Genomic DNA, 18,853 nt, shown 5'->3' on the forward strand with positions numbered 1-18,853 from the left:
GGGTGGAATGCGGCGGGGGATGCCGGCTTCGCGGAAGAGCTTGAGCATGTCGGATGACCAGAATTCAAACACTTCTACCCGCGTAGTGCCAGCTTCGAAAGGTGGGCAGGCTGGGCGGCCGCTACGGACGTCAATGGTGACAGGGCGGTGCAGATTGCTGACCCGAATGGGCGATTTGCCCGGGATGAACCATGTGGAGGTGGTATTGGGGCACCATGCGTTGGGTAGATCGCCACTGGCGGCACAGACGGTGACCCGCTTGATGCCGGCAGGGACAGGCCACCCGTTGAATGGTGATTGTTGTTCGGCCAGGTTCAACGCATCGGCAATGCGGAAGAACAAGGGGGCAGCCAAGTCGATACCGACAAAAGCTGGGTTGCCCTCGCCATTGAAGTTACCCAGCCACACTGCCAATACATAGGGGCCGGCGACACCAACAGTCCAGGCATCACGAAAGCCCCAGGAGGTGCCGGTTTTCCATGCCACCGGCCAATGCATGCGGGTATCGAGCACGGCGCCATCTGGGCGCGGGTTGGCGCTGAGCATATCCAGTGTCAAATAGGCTGCCTCGGGTGATAGTAGTTTCGGGCCTGGATTATTTGTCATGTTGTCGAGATAGCGTAACGGCTTGAGCTCCCCCCGGTTGGCCAGCATGGTATACAGGCCGCCCAGCTCCTCCATCGTGATCTCGCCGCCCCCCAATACCAACGCCAAGCCGTAATGCTGCTCACTCTTCAATTGGGTGATGCCGGCGCTGCGCAAAAAATCGTACAGACTTGGGCGTTTCAGCTGTGAGGCGACCCATACGGCTGGGATATTGCGGCTGCGGATCAAGGCATCACGCGCGCTGATCGGCCCCATGAAACGGCCATCAAAATTCTCGGGCGAGAACGGCCCGAAGGCGCTGGGTGTATCGCGCAGCATGGTCATGGGGTGCAGCACGCCTTGATCCAGCCCCATCCCAAAAATGAAGGGCTTCAATGCCGAACCGGGCGAACGCTTGGCCTGGGTACCGTTCACCTGCCCATCGATCGCCCGGTTGAAATAGTCTGCCGAGCCCACCATTGCTCGCACTCCTTGATCACGGGTGTCGATCAACAAGGCAGCCGCGTTATGTACACCCTGCGCCGCCTTTTGCTGCAGAAAACTGGCTATTTGTCGTTCAAGCAGTCGTTGCAGTTTGCTATCCAGTGTTGTGTGGACGGGGCCGGTCATCCGTTGCCGATCCGTAAGCAAGGTATCGACAAAATGAGGAGCACGAAATGGCAGGCTTTCCAGTGGTCGCAATGGCAACGGTTGCCGTGCCAGTCGGCGTTCTGCTTCGCTCAGTGGCCACGCTTCAGGCCAGCGGGCCAGCACGCGCAGTCGGGCTTTTTGCAGACGCGGTGGGCCCAGCATGCGGTCGGCACGCAGATTGGGATGTTGCGGTATTACCGCCAAGGTAATGGATTCGGGCAGGCTGAGTTTCTCTGGCGTTTTACCGAAGTAGGTCAGGCTTGCCGCCCCCACCCCTTGCAGGTTACGACCATAGGGCACCAGGTTCAGATAGGCTTCCAGGATGTCGTGCTTGCTGTAACGAGCCTCCAGCCACAATGCATAGGCGACCTGTTTCAGCTTACCCGTTGGGCTGCGGGTGTTGAGCTGATAGACCATACGCGCCAGCTGCATGGTCAAGGTCGACCCGCCTTGGCGGTTGTCGTGCGCATAGGTGCGAAACGCACCACGCAGGATAGCAACAGGATTGATGCCTGGATGCCAATTGAACCAGCGGTCCTCCTGCACCTTGACCGCTTCAATCATACGCGGCGAGATGTGTTCGAGCGGTGTCCATAGCCGGTACTGTTGATCACTGGCCAATGTCAGCCGTAGCAATTCGCCATCGCGCGACCAGATTGCCGTTGATTCGGGCGCAAAATGGCGCAAGGGGTCGTGCGGCCAAAGGCGAAGGACAGCCAGCACAACCAGCAAGGGGGCCATGCGACGCAGCAGAAGGCGCAATGTGGAACGAGTCAGCAAGATTTGATGGCTGCCAGAAACAGCATGATTCGAGTCATACGTAAAAACAATATGGGCTGGGGTGAAAAACAGATCGCCCAGTTTGCAACAGCATTTGCAGGCCAGGCCAGCAAGCCAAAATCTGGTTACATACCGTGCAATCAGATTTTGGCCTACGCTACCAGGATCACGTGATATTGAGGCGTGTCAGGCTGGCGCCCAACCCGTCGCGATCATGGTTTGATGATCTCCAGCTTACCCACCGTACCTCTTGCCACCACAGACCGGTCATACATGCCTTCTGCAAATGGTGCCGGGGTTTTGAACACGCCGGCATTGGTTGCCCGCACTTTGTAGACGAAGGTGCCCACATCCTTACCAGCCTGACCATACAGCACCAGTCGGTCATCACGCAGATCGGCAAAATCCGGCACCCAATTGGATTTGTCCGGCACGCCAATTGGTAGCGTGGGTGCCGTCTGTTCACTGGCATTTTCCTGCGCATCTGGCTCGACTGGCTTGCGCAGTTCGATCACCGGTTCAACCCCGCCGGGCAGCAAATCCACCACCGCCACTTGCGAGATCTGATCACGCTTGGTGGCACGCAAACTGAGCTTGACCAGGAACTCGTCACCCACTTTCACTTTGCTGATGGCTTTACCGGTCAAGTCTGTGTATTCACGCGCAATTTCAATGCCCTCACGCAGTTCCGTCGCCACTTTGCGATCAAAGCCCGATTCGTTGACGGCAAAGTAAGCCGGCAGGTTGCCTTCCCGGCCGAACTTGACGCTGGCGGCAGCCATTGAAATCGCGGCTTTCGGCAAACTACCCGTCGGCAGGGTCAGCATTTTTTCGCTACCATCCCGCCCGATCTCAGCCATCGACAATTTGACGCCTTGCGATTGGGCCAAGGCAGCATAAGCATCCAGCCCTAACATCAGATAGGCGGACGACAGCGAGTTGAAGTGATTGCTGCTCATGGCTTTACCCATGTTGTCGAGCACTGTCGTCGGGATCTTGATCGCACGTTCAGGGAAGTGGCGCGACATCAGATACAGTAACTGTGCGTCATGTACCAAGCTGTCGTAATACACCCAATAACCACTGTCCTTGCGTTTATCCGACCACGGTACGGCTTTCAGCGACTTGTCGGCCAGCTTGTCCTGCTTCAACAATTGATAGGTCGCCGCCACATAAGCCGCCGTCAGATCCTGTGTCCATTGTGGCGCAAATCGCGCATCCAGCTCCTGCTGCAAACCTGACAGCATGCCGCTGGTAACCACACCCTGCCGGGTCAGCAGGTAGATGGCATAGGCACGCAAGCGGGCGCTACCCAGGTCTTCACCGCCACTGTTGACCAGGTTCTGCAACCAGTCATTGGCGGACTCCAGCATACCTGCTGGCAATGTCGTACCACGTTCTTTGGCTTCGATCAGGAAGTGAACTGCATAAGCAGAGGCAAACGGTTCGACCTGTACTGACGACGACCATAGACCGAATGCACCTTGATCGTTCTGGCGGCTGCCTAGTACCCGTAATGCGGACTTGATACTGTCCTTGCCTGCAATCTTGCCTAGCTCGGGGCGACCTGCAAATACCAGGGCTGGCATCGCTTTGCTCACCAATTGCTCGGTGCAGGAATAAGGATAGCTATCTAGGTACGCCACCAAGCCCTGTGACCAGGCTAGCGGCAGAACCGACACCGTTGCATCCACCTTGCGATATTCCGGATACAGCTCGCGGGTCAGGGTTTGTGTGGCATTGCTACCATTGAATCGACCAAACGCCAATTGGGTGCGGAACGGTACAGCTGGCCGCACGCTGACACTTTCCGTCATTTTGGCGGACTTGTCGCCCAAGGTAGCAACAAACTGCAAATTACCTGCCCCCAAGGCCTCTGTCGCGCGCAGCTTGAATTCAGCCACGCCTTCTTTCTGATAGGCGGCCTGCACCTGTTTTCTACCTTCACCCACTACTGCCAACTCCTTACCACCACTCAAGACCACAGTGATCGGGCCGGTACCACCACGCGTGTTGTTGAATACACCAACGCTGACAGTGAATTCATCCCCCGGCGCCACCATCGCAGGTACATTCGGTGTCAGGATCAAATCACCCCGGACATCGGTTGCCCCTTCATAGACCCCAATCGTTTGCGGTGTCACTGCCACCGCCATGACCCGCAGCTTACCGTTGAAGTAGTCAGGCACACGCCAAGTCAACTCAGTGCCTTGCGGGCCAACATCGACAATGCCAGACCAATATGCCACTGGGGCTTTGCGTTTGCGATTGAACGGGTTCAAGTGCTTCGAGAAGGCACCGTCCGCGTCACCGCCAGGCGCAGCGGCCTGCATCAGGCGCTGGAACTCCGGCAGAATCAGGTCGAGGATCTGGGCAGTATTCACCTCCAACGCCCGTTTCTGGAAGAAGAAACCCAGCGGATTCGGTGTCTTGTAACGCGCAACCTGCAAAATGCCCTCATCCACCGCAAACACCACCACTCGCGACGCCTGACCCGATTTCACCTTCATCTTCAGGTTCTGTCCTGGTTTGACCACCGGTGGTGTCTCAACCCGTACCGCTTCAGTACGGTTCTTCAGGCTCACGGCAAATGGCGTCACACCATACGACAGTGGGCTCATGAAGATTTCTTCGCTGCCCGGGTCACGCACAAACTGCACGTTGATATAACCATTACCTTCGAAATCTTTTGGCAATACGATCTGCTGCACCGAGCTGGTCGTAGTGGTCTTGAACCAGACATGGTGATAGACCTTGTCGCGCTCGATGGTGATCAAACCTGAGCCGACATAGGGCGCACGGATGCTGACATCGATGGTTTCACCCGGTTCGAAATCCGTTTTGTTCAGTTTCAACTGCAACTCGGCATTACGGTCAAGCGACCTGCTGACATTGGCCTCACCTACCACGCTGTATTCCACGCGGTTGAGCACTTCACCCTCTTGATTGCGCAGCACCAGCATGTAATCGCCGGGCTCCGCAGTGGGCAACGCAAATTCAGTCCCGCCGGCAGCCACCTGCGCCGGCTTGGTTTCGCGGACGATATCCTTGCGGCGCGACACATATTTGTAGGTACCGCTGTCCTGCTTGGTCAGCACCGATACAAACTTCCGCTGCACCCATTCCAGTTTCAGCTCCGTCGCGGCAATGGACTGCAACTTGCGATCCACAGCCAGCCAGCGGCTGCTGCGAGCAGCACCGCGGTTGATATAGCCTAGGTCACCATCCGTCTTCACCCCCATCAGATAGGGCGCGCTGGACACCAATACCGAAGTCTGCGATGCAACGTTACGGCCACCTTCTGCTTCAAACACCTTGGCCAGGAAGTTCAGACGATACGTGGCAGCGCCAAAGCGTTGCAGGTCGAGCGGCAATGTCGCCTCACCCTGATCGTCGGTGGTGGTGGCCGGGAGCTTGTCCTGCACGCCTTCCGACAACAGACTGGTGTCGTAGAACGCATAATCGCGATATTTGGCAAAGGCCGGCAATACCGGGCTCAGGCCGATTTCGCCTTCGACACGACGGCCGGCTGCCGGTGCGCCGAACAGGTGCATGGCTTTGATTTGCGCCTTCACATCTGCCGGAGCCAGCCAGCCATCCACAGGTCCATCAGCCAATTTGGCGGTGACTTTCATCCGATCCGGCTCAAAGTCACGTACCTTGACGGTTACGTTGCCGATCTGTACATCCCTTGCACCGTTTTTCACCAAATACAGGCCCACGGTGTATTCACCGGTAGGGGAGGTTTCGGTGGTCGACCAGGAGAAGCTGTCAAAACCACCTTGCGACAACTTGATCGATTCACGGAATACGGTCGCGCCACGTGGGTCAGTCACCTCCGCCTGCAGCGGTACACCCTCCAGCCCACTACGCCAGTCTGCAGTACGGACGATGGTGCCGATATTCACTTGCTCGCCTGGCCGGTAAATGCCACGATCCGAGAACAGGTAAGCCGACAGCTGATCTGCCGTGCTGGCATTGGACACACCACCCACGTCAAAGCGCGACAGATTCAACATGCGATCGCTGCGACCGATCGGCAGGAAGGACATATCGCCCTCTTTCTGCACCACATACATCGTCGGTATTTTCTCGCGCAGCAATTTGCTGGTATTGGGCAGGCGAGCGTGCCCGCTGGCATCGGTGGTTTGCGTTTCCACCGGTTGGCCATTGCGTCCCATCACATCCACCCGGGCACCCGCCACCGGCAGACCAGTCTGGATCGACTGCACAAATACATCCTGGCTGCCAGCCACGGCCCGTTTCACAATCACGCCCAGATCAGTCAACAGGATCAACCGGGCATCGCTGGCTTCACCGCTCTCGCCTTCGTCAGTCGACTCTCCCTCACCTTCCATGCCTTCGCCACTTTCGTCCGTGGCCTCCTGTGGCTCGCTGGTCGGTTGTTGGGCTTTACCCGTTCCGTTGAGTTTGATCAGGAACAAGCCACGCTTACCCCCCTGCTTGTCCGTCAGGTAGGGGGTGAGGTCAATACTGTCATAGACTGGCTTGCCGGGGTCGCGTGCATCCAGGTCGCGATCCTCCACATAACGATCCACCAATCGGTCCATCTCGTAATCCGCAAGATTGGGATGCGTGAACATGTTGCCACCCTGCTGCTGTACCAAATGGTGCAGTTGGTTGGGCAACAAGCGGCCGATTTCGATATTGACCTTATCCAGCCCCCGCGCCATAAAGCCAACCTTCTTCTCGCCCGTCAGCGACAGCAATGAGCCCTGGCCCAGTACTTTCAAGGCTTGTGGATAGGGTTGTACCTCCACCACAAAACCTTGCGTCTTGCCGGATTGATAACCACCAAATGCCTGCACCCCTTCGTTGACCTGCAAGTAGAGGAATCGACCAACGGGTGCCTTGAACTTATAGCTGTGCAGCGAATTGTTTTCTTCCTCGCCCGGCACCTGCGTGATCGACAATGCACTGGCCTTGGACAACACCTGCTTACCCACCTCGCCAGCATCACCCCAGTGATACGGCGTCTTGTCGTCACGCTCTTCGGCCTTTTGGTCTGGATGGTGCTTGGGCAGCAACCAGGCCCGCACATTGCCATTCAGCGCCTTGTCTGCCACAGGCATACTACTTTCGAACAGCAGCACCTGTTCGGGCTCGAACCGTTCGTTATCCACCAGCGTCATCGAAGCATTGTCAAACCGCAAGCTGTAGCGGCCCGGAATGGTGATGGCCGTGCTGATCTCATTTTCCGTCTCGTTTCCGCCACGGGCTGACACAATGCCCTTGCCCAACGTCAAGGTCATTTTGGTGTCGTCACGCGGGATAGCCAACGAGGCGGAGTGAATGTAGGCATTCAACCTGGGTTTGTCGTAGGTAATGGTGTAACGGGTCGAATCCCCACTCAGGCCAAGGAAAGTCGCGCCCATCGCCAGATCAAGCTTGACCCGCTTTTCAAAGTTGGCGGTATCGACCGGGTGGCTGAACTGCACCGTCGCCACCAGTTTTTTCTGGCCAGCATCAACCGGGTCTTGATAGAAATCCGCGCTGGCAATCGTCACTTCAAACGGTGCGGTATCGAATTCAAATGAATACTCTTCCAACTTGGTCTGCGGAGAGAAGAAGCCTTTCTTGTCGAACTTGACCTTGAACTTGGCACCGACCGGCCAATCGGCAGTCGGCTGGAAAGTCAGCCGCTTGTCACCGTCCCAGGTCCAATTGCCCGCCAGCTCCGGGCTCAGACTGATGCCAGTCTTGATCGGTTTGCCCACCTCCTTGATCGGTGCGACCGACTCGGAAAACTCGATCACCAACGGCTTCACCACCCACTTGTTGTCTTCCAGCGCGGTCAACGGTGGCGCCTTGACTTCGTAGCTGGTCATCTGCGGCTTGGGCAAGTGCCCATACCACCATACCCCATACCCCCCGCAGCCCAGCACAGCCAGTAGCAGCAGACCATAGAGCCCGCCCTTTTTGGGATTCGCTCGTACCCAGCCCCACAACCGCGAGCATCCTGCCCCCAGCGACAGCAACCAACCTGGCGCCTGCCAGTGCACGTCGCCAACGACCAGTTTCAGCAACCAACCGAGCACAACGAAAATCAACGAAATGAAAGACCACAGGAGTAAGAACGGCGTCAGCAATGGGCGCAATGACATGGGCGGTTAGCCTGAAATGAGGGTAAAAGGAATAATGATCGAATTATAAGCACGTTGACGTTGAGCTTGCGACCAGATGGCAACCGAATTCCAACCGGGTAGCCTGGCACAGCGTGCGCATCTTGCGCAACCTGCAGGCCTTGCAAGCAGAAACACGTCATACGCGCAAACGACACCAATCAATACTGATCGATAGCATGCACTTCGTATATGTGCAGCATGTGAAGTCATTGTGAAGTCGTATGAAGTCTTTCGGCTAACTCGCAGTCCGCGGAAAGCTGTTTTTTGAACGGAATGCCAACGGGCCGTTGATTTAGAGCCGCTAACAAAACCCAGCGAAGTGGTTCTGGTTAGGCGTGCAAACAAAGACAGTACGAGCGTACGACGAGTTTGCACAACATCACCAGAAGGGTTTTGTTAGCGGCTCTTAACGGACCAAGGGTAATTGATGGAATAGGCTGCTCACCTTTGCGCTGCCACCGTTTGCAAGCACAACGGTAGCCAATCGCAATGGCCGCGTTCGGTGCAGCCCACAATACAAACTGGATTTCAACGAAAATTTAGCGTCACAACCGTGATCGGGACAATTCGCACTGTCAATGGCGTTGAAAAAATTGGTATCCGGCACCAGCTGCCATAGAGACCAGCTTGGGCCACGATATTGGCCCAAGCCGATGCACCCAGCTCCAATTCACTTTTGAGGCCATACAACCCATGACACAACATATCGGCATCGTCGCTTGCTCTGCAGAAGGCGCAGCCCTGTGCTACCGAACCATTTGCGCTGAAGCAGCTCCGTTACTGGGGGCACACGCACATCCCGAAATTTCCTTACATTCACTGTCGTTGGCAGACTATGTCGATTGTCTTGACCGTGGCGATCTTCAAGGTGTGGCTGGACTCATGCTGCGCTCCGCCCAAGCGCTGGCACGCGCCGGTGCTGATTTTCTGATCTGCCCCGACAACACCATCCATCAGGCCATGTCCTGGGTGTTGCCTCACTCACCGCTCCCCTGGCTGCACATCGCTGAAGTCGTTGTCGCCGAGGCCACCCGCAGGGGATTTGGCAAACTCGGCCTGACGGGAACACGCTGGCTGGTCGAAAGCGATGTCTACCCAGATAAACTTGCCCAGCACGGCATCGATTGGCTTCGCCCTACCAAAAACGAACGCGAACAAATCAGCCACATCATCATGTCGGAACTGGTAAACGGCCAGTTCAACATGCAAAGTACCGCCTATTTTCAACAAGTCATTGCCCAAATGAAGGCACAAGGCTGTGATGCGGTGATTCTGGGCTGTACTGAAATCCCGTTGATCATCAACGATGAGAACTCATCCTTGCCGACGCTGGACTCCACCCGCTTGCTTGCCCGGGCAGCATTGCAACGGGCGTTGACGACACATCCTCGGTAAGGCCGCCATTTAACACAGATCCCGGAATTCAATGACAGCAATGGAAAACGCCGGCTGTACAAATGGGCAGCCCCTCGTCTCATCCGTTCATTCAAAAAACAAAGCCGGACTCTGTCCGGCTTTGTTTTTGCCATCAGTCAGCAATGATCAATCCGACAGCACATCCGCCATGGCCTGTGCCACGTAATCAACGTTATCTGTATTCAGACCAGCCACACACATGCGGCCAGAACGAACCAGGTACACCGCATACTGCTCACGCAGTCGGTCGACTTGTTCTGGGCTTAAACCAGTGTAACTGAACATGCCGCGCTGATTGAGAAAGTAACTGAAATCGCGACCGGGCAGCTTGGCACTCAATACATCGTACAGCTTCTGACGCATGGCCTTGATACGCACACGCATTGCTTCCACTTCCCCTTCCCACTCGCTGCGCAAGGCCGGCTCCAGCATTACCGCAGCAGTGATCTGGCCGCCATGTGTTGGTGGGCTGGAATAGTTGCGGCGCACAGTGAACTTGAGCTGCCCCAGCACACGGTCTGCTTCTTCTGCATTCGGGCAGACCACAGACAAACCACCGCAGCGCTCACCATAGAACGACAGATTCTTGGAAAACGAATTGCTGACCAGAAAGCTCACCCCCGCATCAGTCATGGCACGGATAGCAAAACCGTCTTCTTCCAGTCCGTCGCCAAATCCTTGATAGGCAATATCCATGAATGGAATCAGCTGACGCTCGACCACCAGCTTGATCACTTGCACCCACTGTTCACGATTCAGGTCAACGCCGGTTGGGTTGTGGCAGCAAGGGTGAAGCAACACGATGGTCTTGGCAGGCAACTTGGCCAGTGTGGCCAACATGTCATCAAAACGCACCCCACCGGTCGCGGCATCATAGTAGGGGTAGTCGAACACCTTGAACCCGGCGCCTTCAAACATGGAGCGATGGTTGTCCCACGTCGGATCACTGACCCAGACATCACTTTCAGGGAAGTAACGTTTCAGGAAATCCGCGCCGATCTTCAATGCACCCGAACCGCCAATGGTTTGGATGGTAGCAATACGCTTGCTGGTCACCGCCTCATGGTTTGCGCCAAATACCAGCTTCTGTACCGCCTCGCGATAATTGGCGGCACCTTCCATCGGCTGATAAGGTCGTGGCCCGGGCTGCGTGGCGCGGGCAACTTCGGCCTTGCGAACCGAGCCCAACAATGGGATACGGCCCTGCTCATCGTAATATAGGCCAATACCAAGGTTCACTTTCGGTTGGCGGGTGTCTTTGTTGTAGGTTTCAACCAAAGTCAGAATCGGGTCGCCGGGGTAGGCGTTAACGTGCTCGAACATGAGAGGTGCATTCCTGTTGGCAGTTGGGGATAGAATCGGCCGGTGTGGTCGGTTCCCGTTGATTTTGAGCAAGATACTATACGCGAAAGCATTTGTATGTGCCCGGCTTTGCTATCCATTGCCCAGCAAACCCAATCGCCGGGCGTTGAATACCGCCTCAATGCGCTTACGGCGCCGATAGCTTATCCAGCATGCAACGGATATGCCATTTGACGGTATGAACCGATAGGTGGATATGGCCTGCTATCTGCTCGTTGCCCATACTTTTGGCCAATAGCACCAGAATGGCCAGTTCGCGATTAGTCCGGTTGCTGGTGCCTTAACTGACAACGGTTGCCATTTCGCCTGATTGAGGTGATGGTGTCGATACGGGCAAGGTCAACGATGCAATCAGGGAGGATTCCCGTCGTGCGGCCTTGATCAGGTCAGCCGCTTTCTCCGCGATCATGATCGTCGGTGCATTGGTGTTTCCACCGATCAGCAATGGCATGATCGAAGCATCCACCACCCGTAATCGCTCGACCCGATGCACTCGTAGTTCATGGTCTACAACGGCCATCGGGTCATGGCCCATTTTACAAGTCCCCACCGGGTGGTAGATGGTTTCCGCCTTGTTGCAGATAAACTGTGCCAGATCCGCATCGGTGACCACATCCGGTCCAGGTACCAGTTCCAGCCCTCGTACGCGGTCAAAAGCCGGTGATGCCAGAATCTTGCGAGCCAGTTTCACACCACGCAACATGTGTCCCATGTCATCTGGATGAGATAGATAATTGGCGCGAATAGCTGGCGCAGCCATCGGGTCGAGGCTGGCCAAGCGGATCTCTCCACGGCTTTTCGGTCGCAGATTGCATACATGCAATGAATATCCCTCACCACACAAGAAAGCCAGATCCCGTGCGTGATTGCGCAATTTCCCCGGGGTAAAGTGAAACTGTACGTCCGGTGCCAATTCATCATCCGCTGTACGGGCAAAGCCACACCCTTCAGCGCCATTGGTAGTACACATGCCATCATGTCGCACCAGATAGCGGAACAAGTTCCATGGGCCCGCCAGGGTATTGCGCCAAGTGATGCCATAACTGCCCGACACTGTGGATTGGTGAGTAATGATGACATCCAGATGGTCCTGCAGATTGCGCCCAACGCCCGGCACTGCCGTCAACACCGGCACACCCGCCTGCCGTAGCCATTCTGGGTCGCCGATACCCGATAACATCAGCAACTGCGGACTTTGCACAGTACCCGCTGACAACAGCACTTCGAGCCGGGCAGTCACTTGCTCGACCTTGCCATGCCGACGATATTCCACCCCCACGGCGCGGCCATCCTGCAATAGGATACGAGCGGCATGGGCATGGGTAATCACTGTTAGATTGGGGCGTTGACTGGCTGGTACCAGATATGCCTGCGCAGCACTGCAACGGCGGCCAGCCCGCTGCGTGACCTGAAACAGGCCGACCCCATCCTGATCTGCCCCGTTGAAATCCGGGTTGTACGGCAGGCCAGCCTGAATCCCGGCTTGCAAATACAGTTGCGACAGTTCGCACGGCGTGCGCAAGTTGGATACTTGCAGAGGTCCGCCTACGCCATGGTAAGCGCATTCCCCATTTTGATTGTTTTCTGCTTTGCGAAAGTAAGGCAACACGTCATCGAATGACCAGCCAGCATTCCCCAATTCGGCCCAGCGATCGTAATCGGATGCATGTCCGCGGATGTAGCACATTGCATTCGACGAGCTGCTGCCACCCAGCATGCGCCCACGCGGCCAAAACAAGCGACGATCGCACAGCGAGGGCTCGGGTGCCGTTTGAAAATTCCAGTTCAATACCTTGGATCGCATCAACCACAGGATGCCCAGTGGCATATGGATCAGCGGATGGTTATCCGGTGGACCAGCCTCCAGCAGGCAGACCCGAATGTCGGCGTCTTCACTTAACCGATTGGCCAGCACACAACCTGCCGAGCCAGCACCGATGATCACGTAATCGAACATGGCGATTCACTCCGTTTATGTTTTACTGTCTGGCAATTTGATTGTTACGGAAGACTGAGCGAGTCGAAACTAGCCGAAAAGATGGTTTGATTTACGACTGCACAATCCTTGCGCAGCGCAACATCCTGCCAAGCGTCTATCTGGAACTGGCAGATGAGGGGCTGCTGGCATACACTGAAACCACGCCCAATCCATCTCAATAGAGTCTACAACAATGATCCCCAACGTGTTGGTGTGTGATGATTCTGCCATGGCACGCAAAATGTTGATCAAAGCCTTGCCAGATGGCTGGGCGGACAATGTCAGCCAAGCCAGCAATGGCCTGGAGGCTGTATCGCGCTGCCGTGAACAACAACCTGATGTAGTGTTCCTGGATTTGACTATGCCCGAATTCGATGGCTTTCAAGTGTTGGAAACCTTGCAACATGAAGGTATCACCCCAGCGGTATTCGTTGTTTCTGCGGATATCCAGCCATTGGCCCAGGAGCGGGTCATGTCGCTGGGTGCACGTGCATTTGTCCGTAAACCCGTCAAGCCGGAGGAACTGCAATCTGCCTTGCGTGAGCAAGGATTGCTTTAACTGGGGTACTCAGCATGGCCAATCCCACATTGCTCAGTCCGGATCAGACGGATGCCTTGCAGGAAGTGACCAACATCGCCATGGGTCAGGCAGGCACATCATTGGCGGCCATTCTGGATTGTTTCGTCAAGTTGTCGGTGCCACGTATTCGCGTACTGGATGCCGCCTCCCTGTCACGCGCCATTACCGAACTGATTGGTACTGGTCGTGAAATCACCGCCACCCGGCAATCCTTTCAGGGGTCGATGCGCGGTGAAGCGTTGGTCATCTATGATCAATCCGGTTGCGCCGAATTGGCCGCTGAGTTGATGGGATTTGAAGAAGAACTGACCGCTCAGGGAGAGATAGAAGTACTGCTGGAAGTCAGCAATGTACTGATTGGCGCATGTTTAGGTTCCATTGCCGATTTGCTGAGTGCCCAGCAAAGCTACTCTCCTCCCACGATCCTGGCCGCTCGCACTCCAGTCGATATGTTGTTTGCCAATGTGGATATGACGTGGCAACACGCATTACTGGTCGAGGTAAATTTCTCGCTGGAACTGAAGCAATTCGCCTGCCACTTGGCCTTCCTGATGCCAGAAACCACGATCGAGTCGATGCGTAACGCCATTGACAAATTCATGGAAAGTTTCTGATGCCGGATCGATTGTTGGCGTTGAATCCACCGATTGTCGAACACATCGAAGTGGGCATTTTTGTCGTCAACAAGCAGTTTGAAGTGCAATTGTGGAACCAGTTCATGGTCAGCCATAGCGGTCATGCCGCAAACGACGTGCTGTCGCGCAACCTGTTTGACCTGTTCCCTGAATTGCCACGCAAATGGCTGGAAAAGAAACTCAACAGTATCTTTCTGTTGAAGAACTTTTCGTTTGTGTCATGGGAACAACGCCCCTACCTGTTTCGCTTTCCACACAATCGCCCAGTTACTGGTGGTGTCGATTTCATGCAGCAGAGCTGCACCTTCATGCCGTTGCGCAATGAACAAGGCCAAGTCGATAACATCTGCGCCCTGCTATATGACATGACTGATGTCGCCATCTACCAACGTCAGTTGCAAAGTGCTATGTGTCAGCTAGAAGAAACCAATAACCGTGACAGCCTGACAGGGGTATTCAACCGCCGCTACACGCTGCAACGCTTGCTGAGTGAGGCTGACCGTGCACGGCGCTACCGCACACCGTTGTCGTTATTGATGTTTGATCTGGATCGCTTCAAACAGATCAACGACACGTTGGGCCATTTAGCTGGCGACGAAGTACTTCGGATGTGCGGTCGACATATCTCAGCCCTGTTGCGGGAATCCGATGTGTTCGGTCGGTATGGCGGTGAAGAATTCATCATCGTGCTACCACAAACGGATCTTGATGGTGTCAGCCTGTTGGGTGAGCGACTACGGCGCGAGATCGAACAATTGCCCATTGTGATCGAGTCACAAGCAATCCATATTACCGCCAGTTTTGGTGGGGCCTGCTGGCAAGATGCCATGTATGAGATCGAAGACCTGATTCAGGTTGCCGACTTGGCCCTGTATCAATCAAAACACGCTGGGCGTAATTGCGTTACGGTGGCATAAAAAAAGCCGCCCAACCAGGCGGCGAAAGTGCGGCTCGGCTATTCCACGACAACCGGGCTGGTGGAAACACGGATCTGCGGGGCCAGACAACCACGTCACCAGACAGCCTACCGCCTCAACACATTCTTTAACAGTTGCCCGATACTAGGCAGCTCCAACGCATCCAGCAGATTTTTCATGGTCAGCCCCAGTTCCGTATCACCTTCAATCACCAATCTGCGGTGAAAAAACAGGGTATCCGGATCTTCTTCACGACGAATCAGGCAAAGGTAATCCGCCAGTGCAGCAGAAAAGCGAACGTCTGGCACAAACCGCCCCATGACAGGCTTGAATCGGCCATCTTCAAATTGACAGGGCACAGTAATGCCCAGATCACGAATCTCAATGGCAAAACGTCGTCCCTCCAGACATTGCAGATCAGGCAGTGCCTGTGCACGCTCTGCCAAATTCAGTATGACGCTGCACGCTACACCATGGGGCCATTGCGGCAAGTTGCGCATTAGCTTGGCCAAGGACGCCGGAAAATGTGTCGCAAATTCCATATTCAATCCTCACTTCGTCAATTGCGATGACCCATCACCCTGCACCATGCCGGCAAGCCCATGCCAATACCCATCACAGGGGCCGATCGGCATACTGGCATGGCATGCTGGCGCTTTACCTTGACGGACCAGATCAAACGATTTCATGACGGCGACCATGTCATGAGCTTGTGGCGAAATCCGCACAATATCGACCCCTGCTGCATTTAAAGCAGGTAAAGTGTCCAGCAGATTGTAAGTCAACGCTGACTGCGTCTGGATACCATTCAGGGTTAAAAAAGGCTGCCCCTCTCGGGTCCGCAAGGTGATGCCATCTGCGTCATCAAGACAACGAAACTGGCAATCGTCCTTCTTCAAATTATGATGACGTGCCGTAAAGCAGCGAGCCGAGTAGGCAAGGGGCAACCGACCATATGCGAACAACTCGGTTTCCACCGGCAACTGCCGGGAAGCGAGCATGGCAGTCAGTGATGTACCGGCCGTTTCCACTGGCGGTATCCAACGGCAGGCCCCCGCTCCGATGAAAAATGCCAGCGTCTCGGCGTTGTAGATATTCAAATGTGTTCCGGCGACGAACGGTTGCCTGGCTTCATGCAACAACCGGATCGCCCCCAAATCGTTGGCTTCCACCAGAAACTCTTTGTTGCCGACAATACGCCGCATCACTTTCAAGTCGGCTTCCGACTCAAGCAATACCTGGGTCGACAACACCACCTGCTTGCCTGCACTGGTCAGATCCCGTGCCAGCGATAGCCAATCATCAGGGCGTAACAGATGGCGACGGGAACATACCACTTCACCCAAATAAATGATATCAACCGCGGTTTCGGCCATCTCGGCATAAAACTGCAGCAATTGGTTTTTCGACCAGTAGTAAAAAACCGGCCCCAGCGAAAGCTTCATCATATGTTTATTTCCATGGTCGGGAATACGCCCCCAATGTGGCCTGCTGACCTTCCGCCACCTTGTTCAATGCGGCAGCCCAACTTGGCTTCACGGAATATCGGCCGGCATCATCCGCACACGCATCCAGTGCTGCTCGTAGGATCTGAGTCACTTGCCCAACATAGGCCGGGCTACGTTGACGCCCTTCGACCTTGATCGCCGCTACACCGATTCGTAGCAAATCCGGCAATACCGACAGTACATTCAGGCTGGTTGGCTCTTCCAACGCATAGTAGATTTCGTCATGCACGTCGAAACGACCTTTACATAGTGTAGGGTAGCCAGCATTTTCACCGTCGGCATACTGATCGATCAGCATGCCGTTGAGCCGCGATTGCATACCTTTTGGCGTCTGGTTCCATCGCACCGCTTTTGCTGGTGAACACACTCCATGAGTATTGGGCGATTCACCCGTTACATAGGATGACAACAGACAACGACCTTCCACCATCACGCACAGGCTGCCAAAACCAAATACTTCGATTTCAACTGGCGTGTGACGAATCACCTGCTCCACTTGCAACAACGTCAACACCCGTGGCAATACCGCCCGTACCACCCCGAAACGTTCGTGACAGTAATTGATGGCTTCATAATTAGTCGCAGAACCCTGTACGGAAAGATGCAATCGCAAGTGCGGGTGGGTCTGGGCGGCATAGGCCAGCAAACCCATATCAGCGAGAATCACTGCATCCACACCGAACTCGGCCGCCTGATCTACCGCATGTCGCCAGCGCTCACTCTGCCCTGCCTGGGCATAGGTATTGATGGCCAGCAATACTTTGCGCCGATGCTGGTGTGCGTAACGTATTCCTTCGCGCAAGCTAGTCGTATCGAAATTCAGCCCAGAAAAATTACGGGCATTGGTTTCATCCTTCAAACCGCAATAGACACAGTCCGCCCCACGATCCACCGCCATTTTCAGTGCTGGCAGGCTACCAGCAGGGCAGACCAGTTCAGGCAAAGTCACTGACATGTTTGACACCATTCATCACAAAACTGCCGCAGCGTACCAGCCAGCGCTTCGATCGCACTTGACGAAGGTCAAGTGGCACACTCGTAACCACTGATACCATTTACCCGAGTAAATTAATCAGGTAAAAACCATGGCAGCCGCCCCTTATCGCTGGCAGCACTTTTTTGCTGCCCCGCATCGTGTAATGTTCTACGCTGGCGCGAGCCAAGCCGTGCTGGTGATGCTGTTTTGGGCCTATGATCTGGCTGCCCGTTTTGGCGGCTGGTTGCCTTATATCGATTGGACGCTGCCTGGACGGCAGATTCACGCATTCTTGATGCTGTTTGGTGTCTTCCCGTTTTTCTTTCTAGGCTTTCTTTTGACAGCAGGGCCACGCTGGCTGGGGGTTGCCGGGCCACAGCGACAGATCTATCTACCGGTGTTCGCGATCTGCAGCGGTGGGTTGATCATGTTTTACGTTGGATTAATCAGCCATCGCGAGCTTGCCCAGCTTGGTATGTTGGTCTGGATGACTGGTTTTGCCTGGGCAAGCGGTTGGTTTCTGCAAGCGATCCGCAGGTCTCCACAGCGCGATACCTGGCACGCCCGAATCATCGTAACAGCCTTACTGATCGGCATGATTGCCTGCCTGATGATGGTATTGGGTGATAGCTATCTGGCTATTCGCATCGCACTGTGGGGATTTCTGATACCGGTTTACCTGACCGTTTCCCATCGGATGATTCCGTTTTTTACCGGCAATGCCGTTCCACTTGTCACGCCATGGCGCCCCTACTGGCTGTTGATCGTGTTACTGACCGGAAGCATATTGCATGGTCTATTCGAAGGATTGCAGTTACAGTCAGTTTCGTGGTTGATTGATCTACCACTCGCCATCCTTGCCCTATATACCAGCTGGCGTTGGGGGTTTCGTCGTGCTCAGGCAGTCTGGATTCTAGCCATGCTGCATTGGGGTTTTCTGTGGTTTGGGCTGGGCATGCTGGCTTATGCCTGCTCCAGCATACTGAGCCTGGCAGGGTTTGCAGGCCTGGGTTTGCTACCCCTGCATATTGTCAGCATCGGCTTTCTGGGGGCATTGTTGATCGCCATGGCGACCCGTGTCACCTTGGGCCATTCCGGTCGGCCATTGACGGCAGATCGCACCACTTGGCTGGTGTTCTGGTTGTTCCAGGGTACGGTACTGACCCGAGCTATAACAGAATTGCTCCCGTGGTCACCCGCCATTGGCTATCTTCTGTCTGCAAGTCTATGGCTGGGATGCTTCATATGGTGGCATCGGCGCTATGCGCAGTACTTTTTACAGCCACGAGCCGATGGCAATGCTGGGTAAACAAAATAAA

13 protein-coding genes are annotated in these 18,853 nt (G+C 55.2%); 5 read left to right on the forward strand and 8 right to left on the reverse strand.

The window, feature by feature from the left end; genetic code table 11:
• Together pbpC and FFS57_RS07470 are read right to left on the reverse strand one after the other, a co-directional pair.
• On the reverse strand, nucleotides 1-2,016 hold a 2,016-nt coding region (gene pbpC / locus FFS57_RS07465; protein ID WP_249383933.1), incomplete at its 3' end, for a penicillin-binding protein 1C.
• Nucleotides 2,017-2,228: 212 nt separating this feature from the next.
• Nucleotides 2,229-8,141 (reverse strand): MG2 domain-containing protein, encoded by a 5,913-nt coding sequence (locus FFS57_RS07470; RefSeq protein WP_137937154.1) that lies wholly within the window; start codon nucleotides 8,139-8,141, stop codon nucleotides 2,229-2,231.
• Between the two features lie 714 nt (nucleotides 8,142-8,855).
• Between FFS57_RS07470 and FFS57_RS07475 the strand changes: the two genes are divergently transcribed.
• Complete coding sequence (locus tag FFS57_RS07475) at nucleotides 8,856-9,557, forward strand: aspartate/glutamate racemase family protein (RefSeq protein WP_137937155.1); 702 nt, start codon at nucleotides 8,856-8,858, stop codon at nucleotides 9,555-9,557.
• A gap of 147 nt (nucleotides 9,558-9,704) precedes the next feature.
• Here FFS57_RS07475 and FFS57_RS07480 read toward each other — a convergent pair whose 3' ends face one another.
• From FFS57_RS07480 to FFS57_RS07490, 3 genes are all read right to left on the reverse strand, one after another.
• Nucleotides 9,705-10,901 (reverse strand): amino acid aminotransferase, encoded by a 1,197-nt coding sequence (locus tag FFS57_RS07480; RefSeq protein ID WP_137937156.1) that lies wholly within the window; start codon nucleotides 10,899-10,901, stop codon nucleotides 9,705-9,707.
• Nucleotides 10,902-11,067: 166 nt separating this feature from the next.
• Entirely contained in the window at nucleotides 11,068-11,193 is a 126-nt protein-coding gene (locus tag FFS57_RS26250) for a LuxR C-terminal-related transcriptional regulator (protein ID WP_502705904.1), read from the reverse strand.
• A 27-nt stretch (nucleotides 11,194-11,220) separates the two neighbouring features.
• On the reverse strand, nucleotides 11,221-12,897 hold the full coding sequence (locus tag FFS57_RS07490; RefSeq protein WP_137937158.1) for a GMC family oxidoreductase: 1,677 nt from the start codon (nucleotides 12,895-12,897) through the stop codon (nucleotides 11,221-11,223).
• 214 nt (nucleotides 12,898-13,111) lie between these two features.
• Here FFS57_RS07490 and FFS57_RS07495 point away from each other — a divergent pair, with 214 nt between their 5' ends.
• Genes FFS57_RS07495 through FFS57_RS07505 form a run of 3 tightly spaced genes read left to right on the forward strand, consistent with a single transcriptional unit; the run spans nucleotide 13,112 to nucleotide 15,050 of the window.
• Nucleotides 13,112-13,477, forward strand: coding sequence for a response regulator (locus tag FFS57_RS07495; protein WP_137937159.1), 366 nt, complete (start codon nucleotides 13,112-13,114; stop codon nucleotides 13,475-13,477).
• Nucleotides 13,478-13,491: 14 nt separating this feature from the next.
• Entirely contained in the window at nucleotides 13,492-14,112 is a 621-nt protein-coding gene (locus FFS57_RS07500; RefSeq protein WP_137937160.1) for a chemotaxis protein CheC, read from the forward strand.
• The gene (locus FFS57_RS07505; protein WP_137937161.1) at nucleotides 14,112-15,050 is read left to right on the forward strand and encodes a GGDEF domain-containing protein; all 939 of its coding nucleotides are present in this window, start codon (nucleotides 14,112-14,114) and stop codon (nucleotides 15,048-15,050) included. The genes FFS57_RS07500 and FFS57_RS07505 overlap by 1 nt, the downstream gene beginning before the upstream one ends.
• Nucleotides 15,051-15,157: 107 nt before the next feature.
• On the opposite strand, the gene ubiT is transcribed toward FFS57_RS07505, so the two are convergent.
• Genes ubiT through ubiU form a run of 3 tightly spaced genes read right to left on the reverse strand, consistent with a single transcriptional unit; the run spans nucleotide 15,158 to nucleotide 17,513 of the window.
• The gene (gene ubiT / locus FFS57_RS07510; protein ID WP_137937162.1) at nucleotides 15,158-15,592 is read right to left on the reverse strand and encodes a ubiquinone anaerobic biosynthesis accessory factor UbiT; all 435 of its coding nucleotides are present in this window, start codon (nucleotides 15,590-15,592) and stop codon (nucleotides 15,158-15,160) included.
• 9 nt (nucleotides 15,593-15,601) lie between these two features.
• Nucleotides 15,602-16,498 carry a U32 family peptidase gene (locus tag FFS57_RS07515; RefSeq protein WP_349306719.1) on the reverse strand — a complete coding sequence of 299 codons (897 nt, stop codon included), beginning with the start codon at nucleotides 16,496-16,498 and terminating at the stop codon, nucleotides 15,602-15,604.
• Nucleotides 16,499-16,502: 4 nt separating this feature from the next.
• Nucleotides 16,503-17,513, reverse strand: coding sequence for a ubiquinone anaerobic biosynthesis protein UbiU (ubiU, locus tag FFS57_RS07520; RefSeq protein WP_137937163.1), 1,011 nt, complete (start codon nucleotides 17,511-17,513; stop codon nucleotides 16,503-16,505).
• A gap of 130 nt (nucleotides 17,514-17,643) precedes the next feature.
• Here ubiU and FFS57_RS07525 point away from each other — a divergent pair, with 130 nt between their 5' ends.
• Entirely contained in the window at nucleotides 17,644-18,843 is a 1,200-nt protein-coding gene (locus FFS57_RS07525) for an NnrS family protein (RefSeq protein WP_137937164.1), read from the forward strand.
• The last annotated feature ends 10 nt before the right edge of the window (nucleotides 18,844-18,853 follow it).

The sequence above is a fragment of the Chitinivorax sp. B genome, assembly GCF_005503445.1.
GTDB lineage: Bacteria > Pseudomonadota > Gammaproteobacteria > Burkholderiales > SCOH01 > Chitinivorax.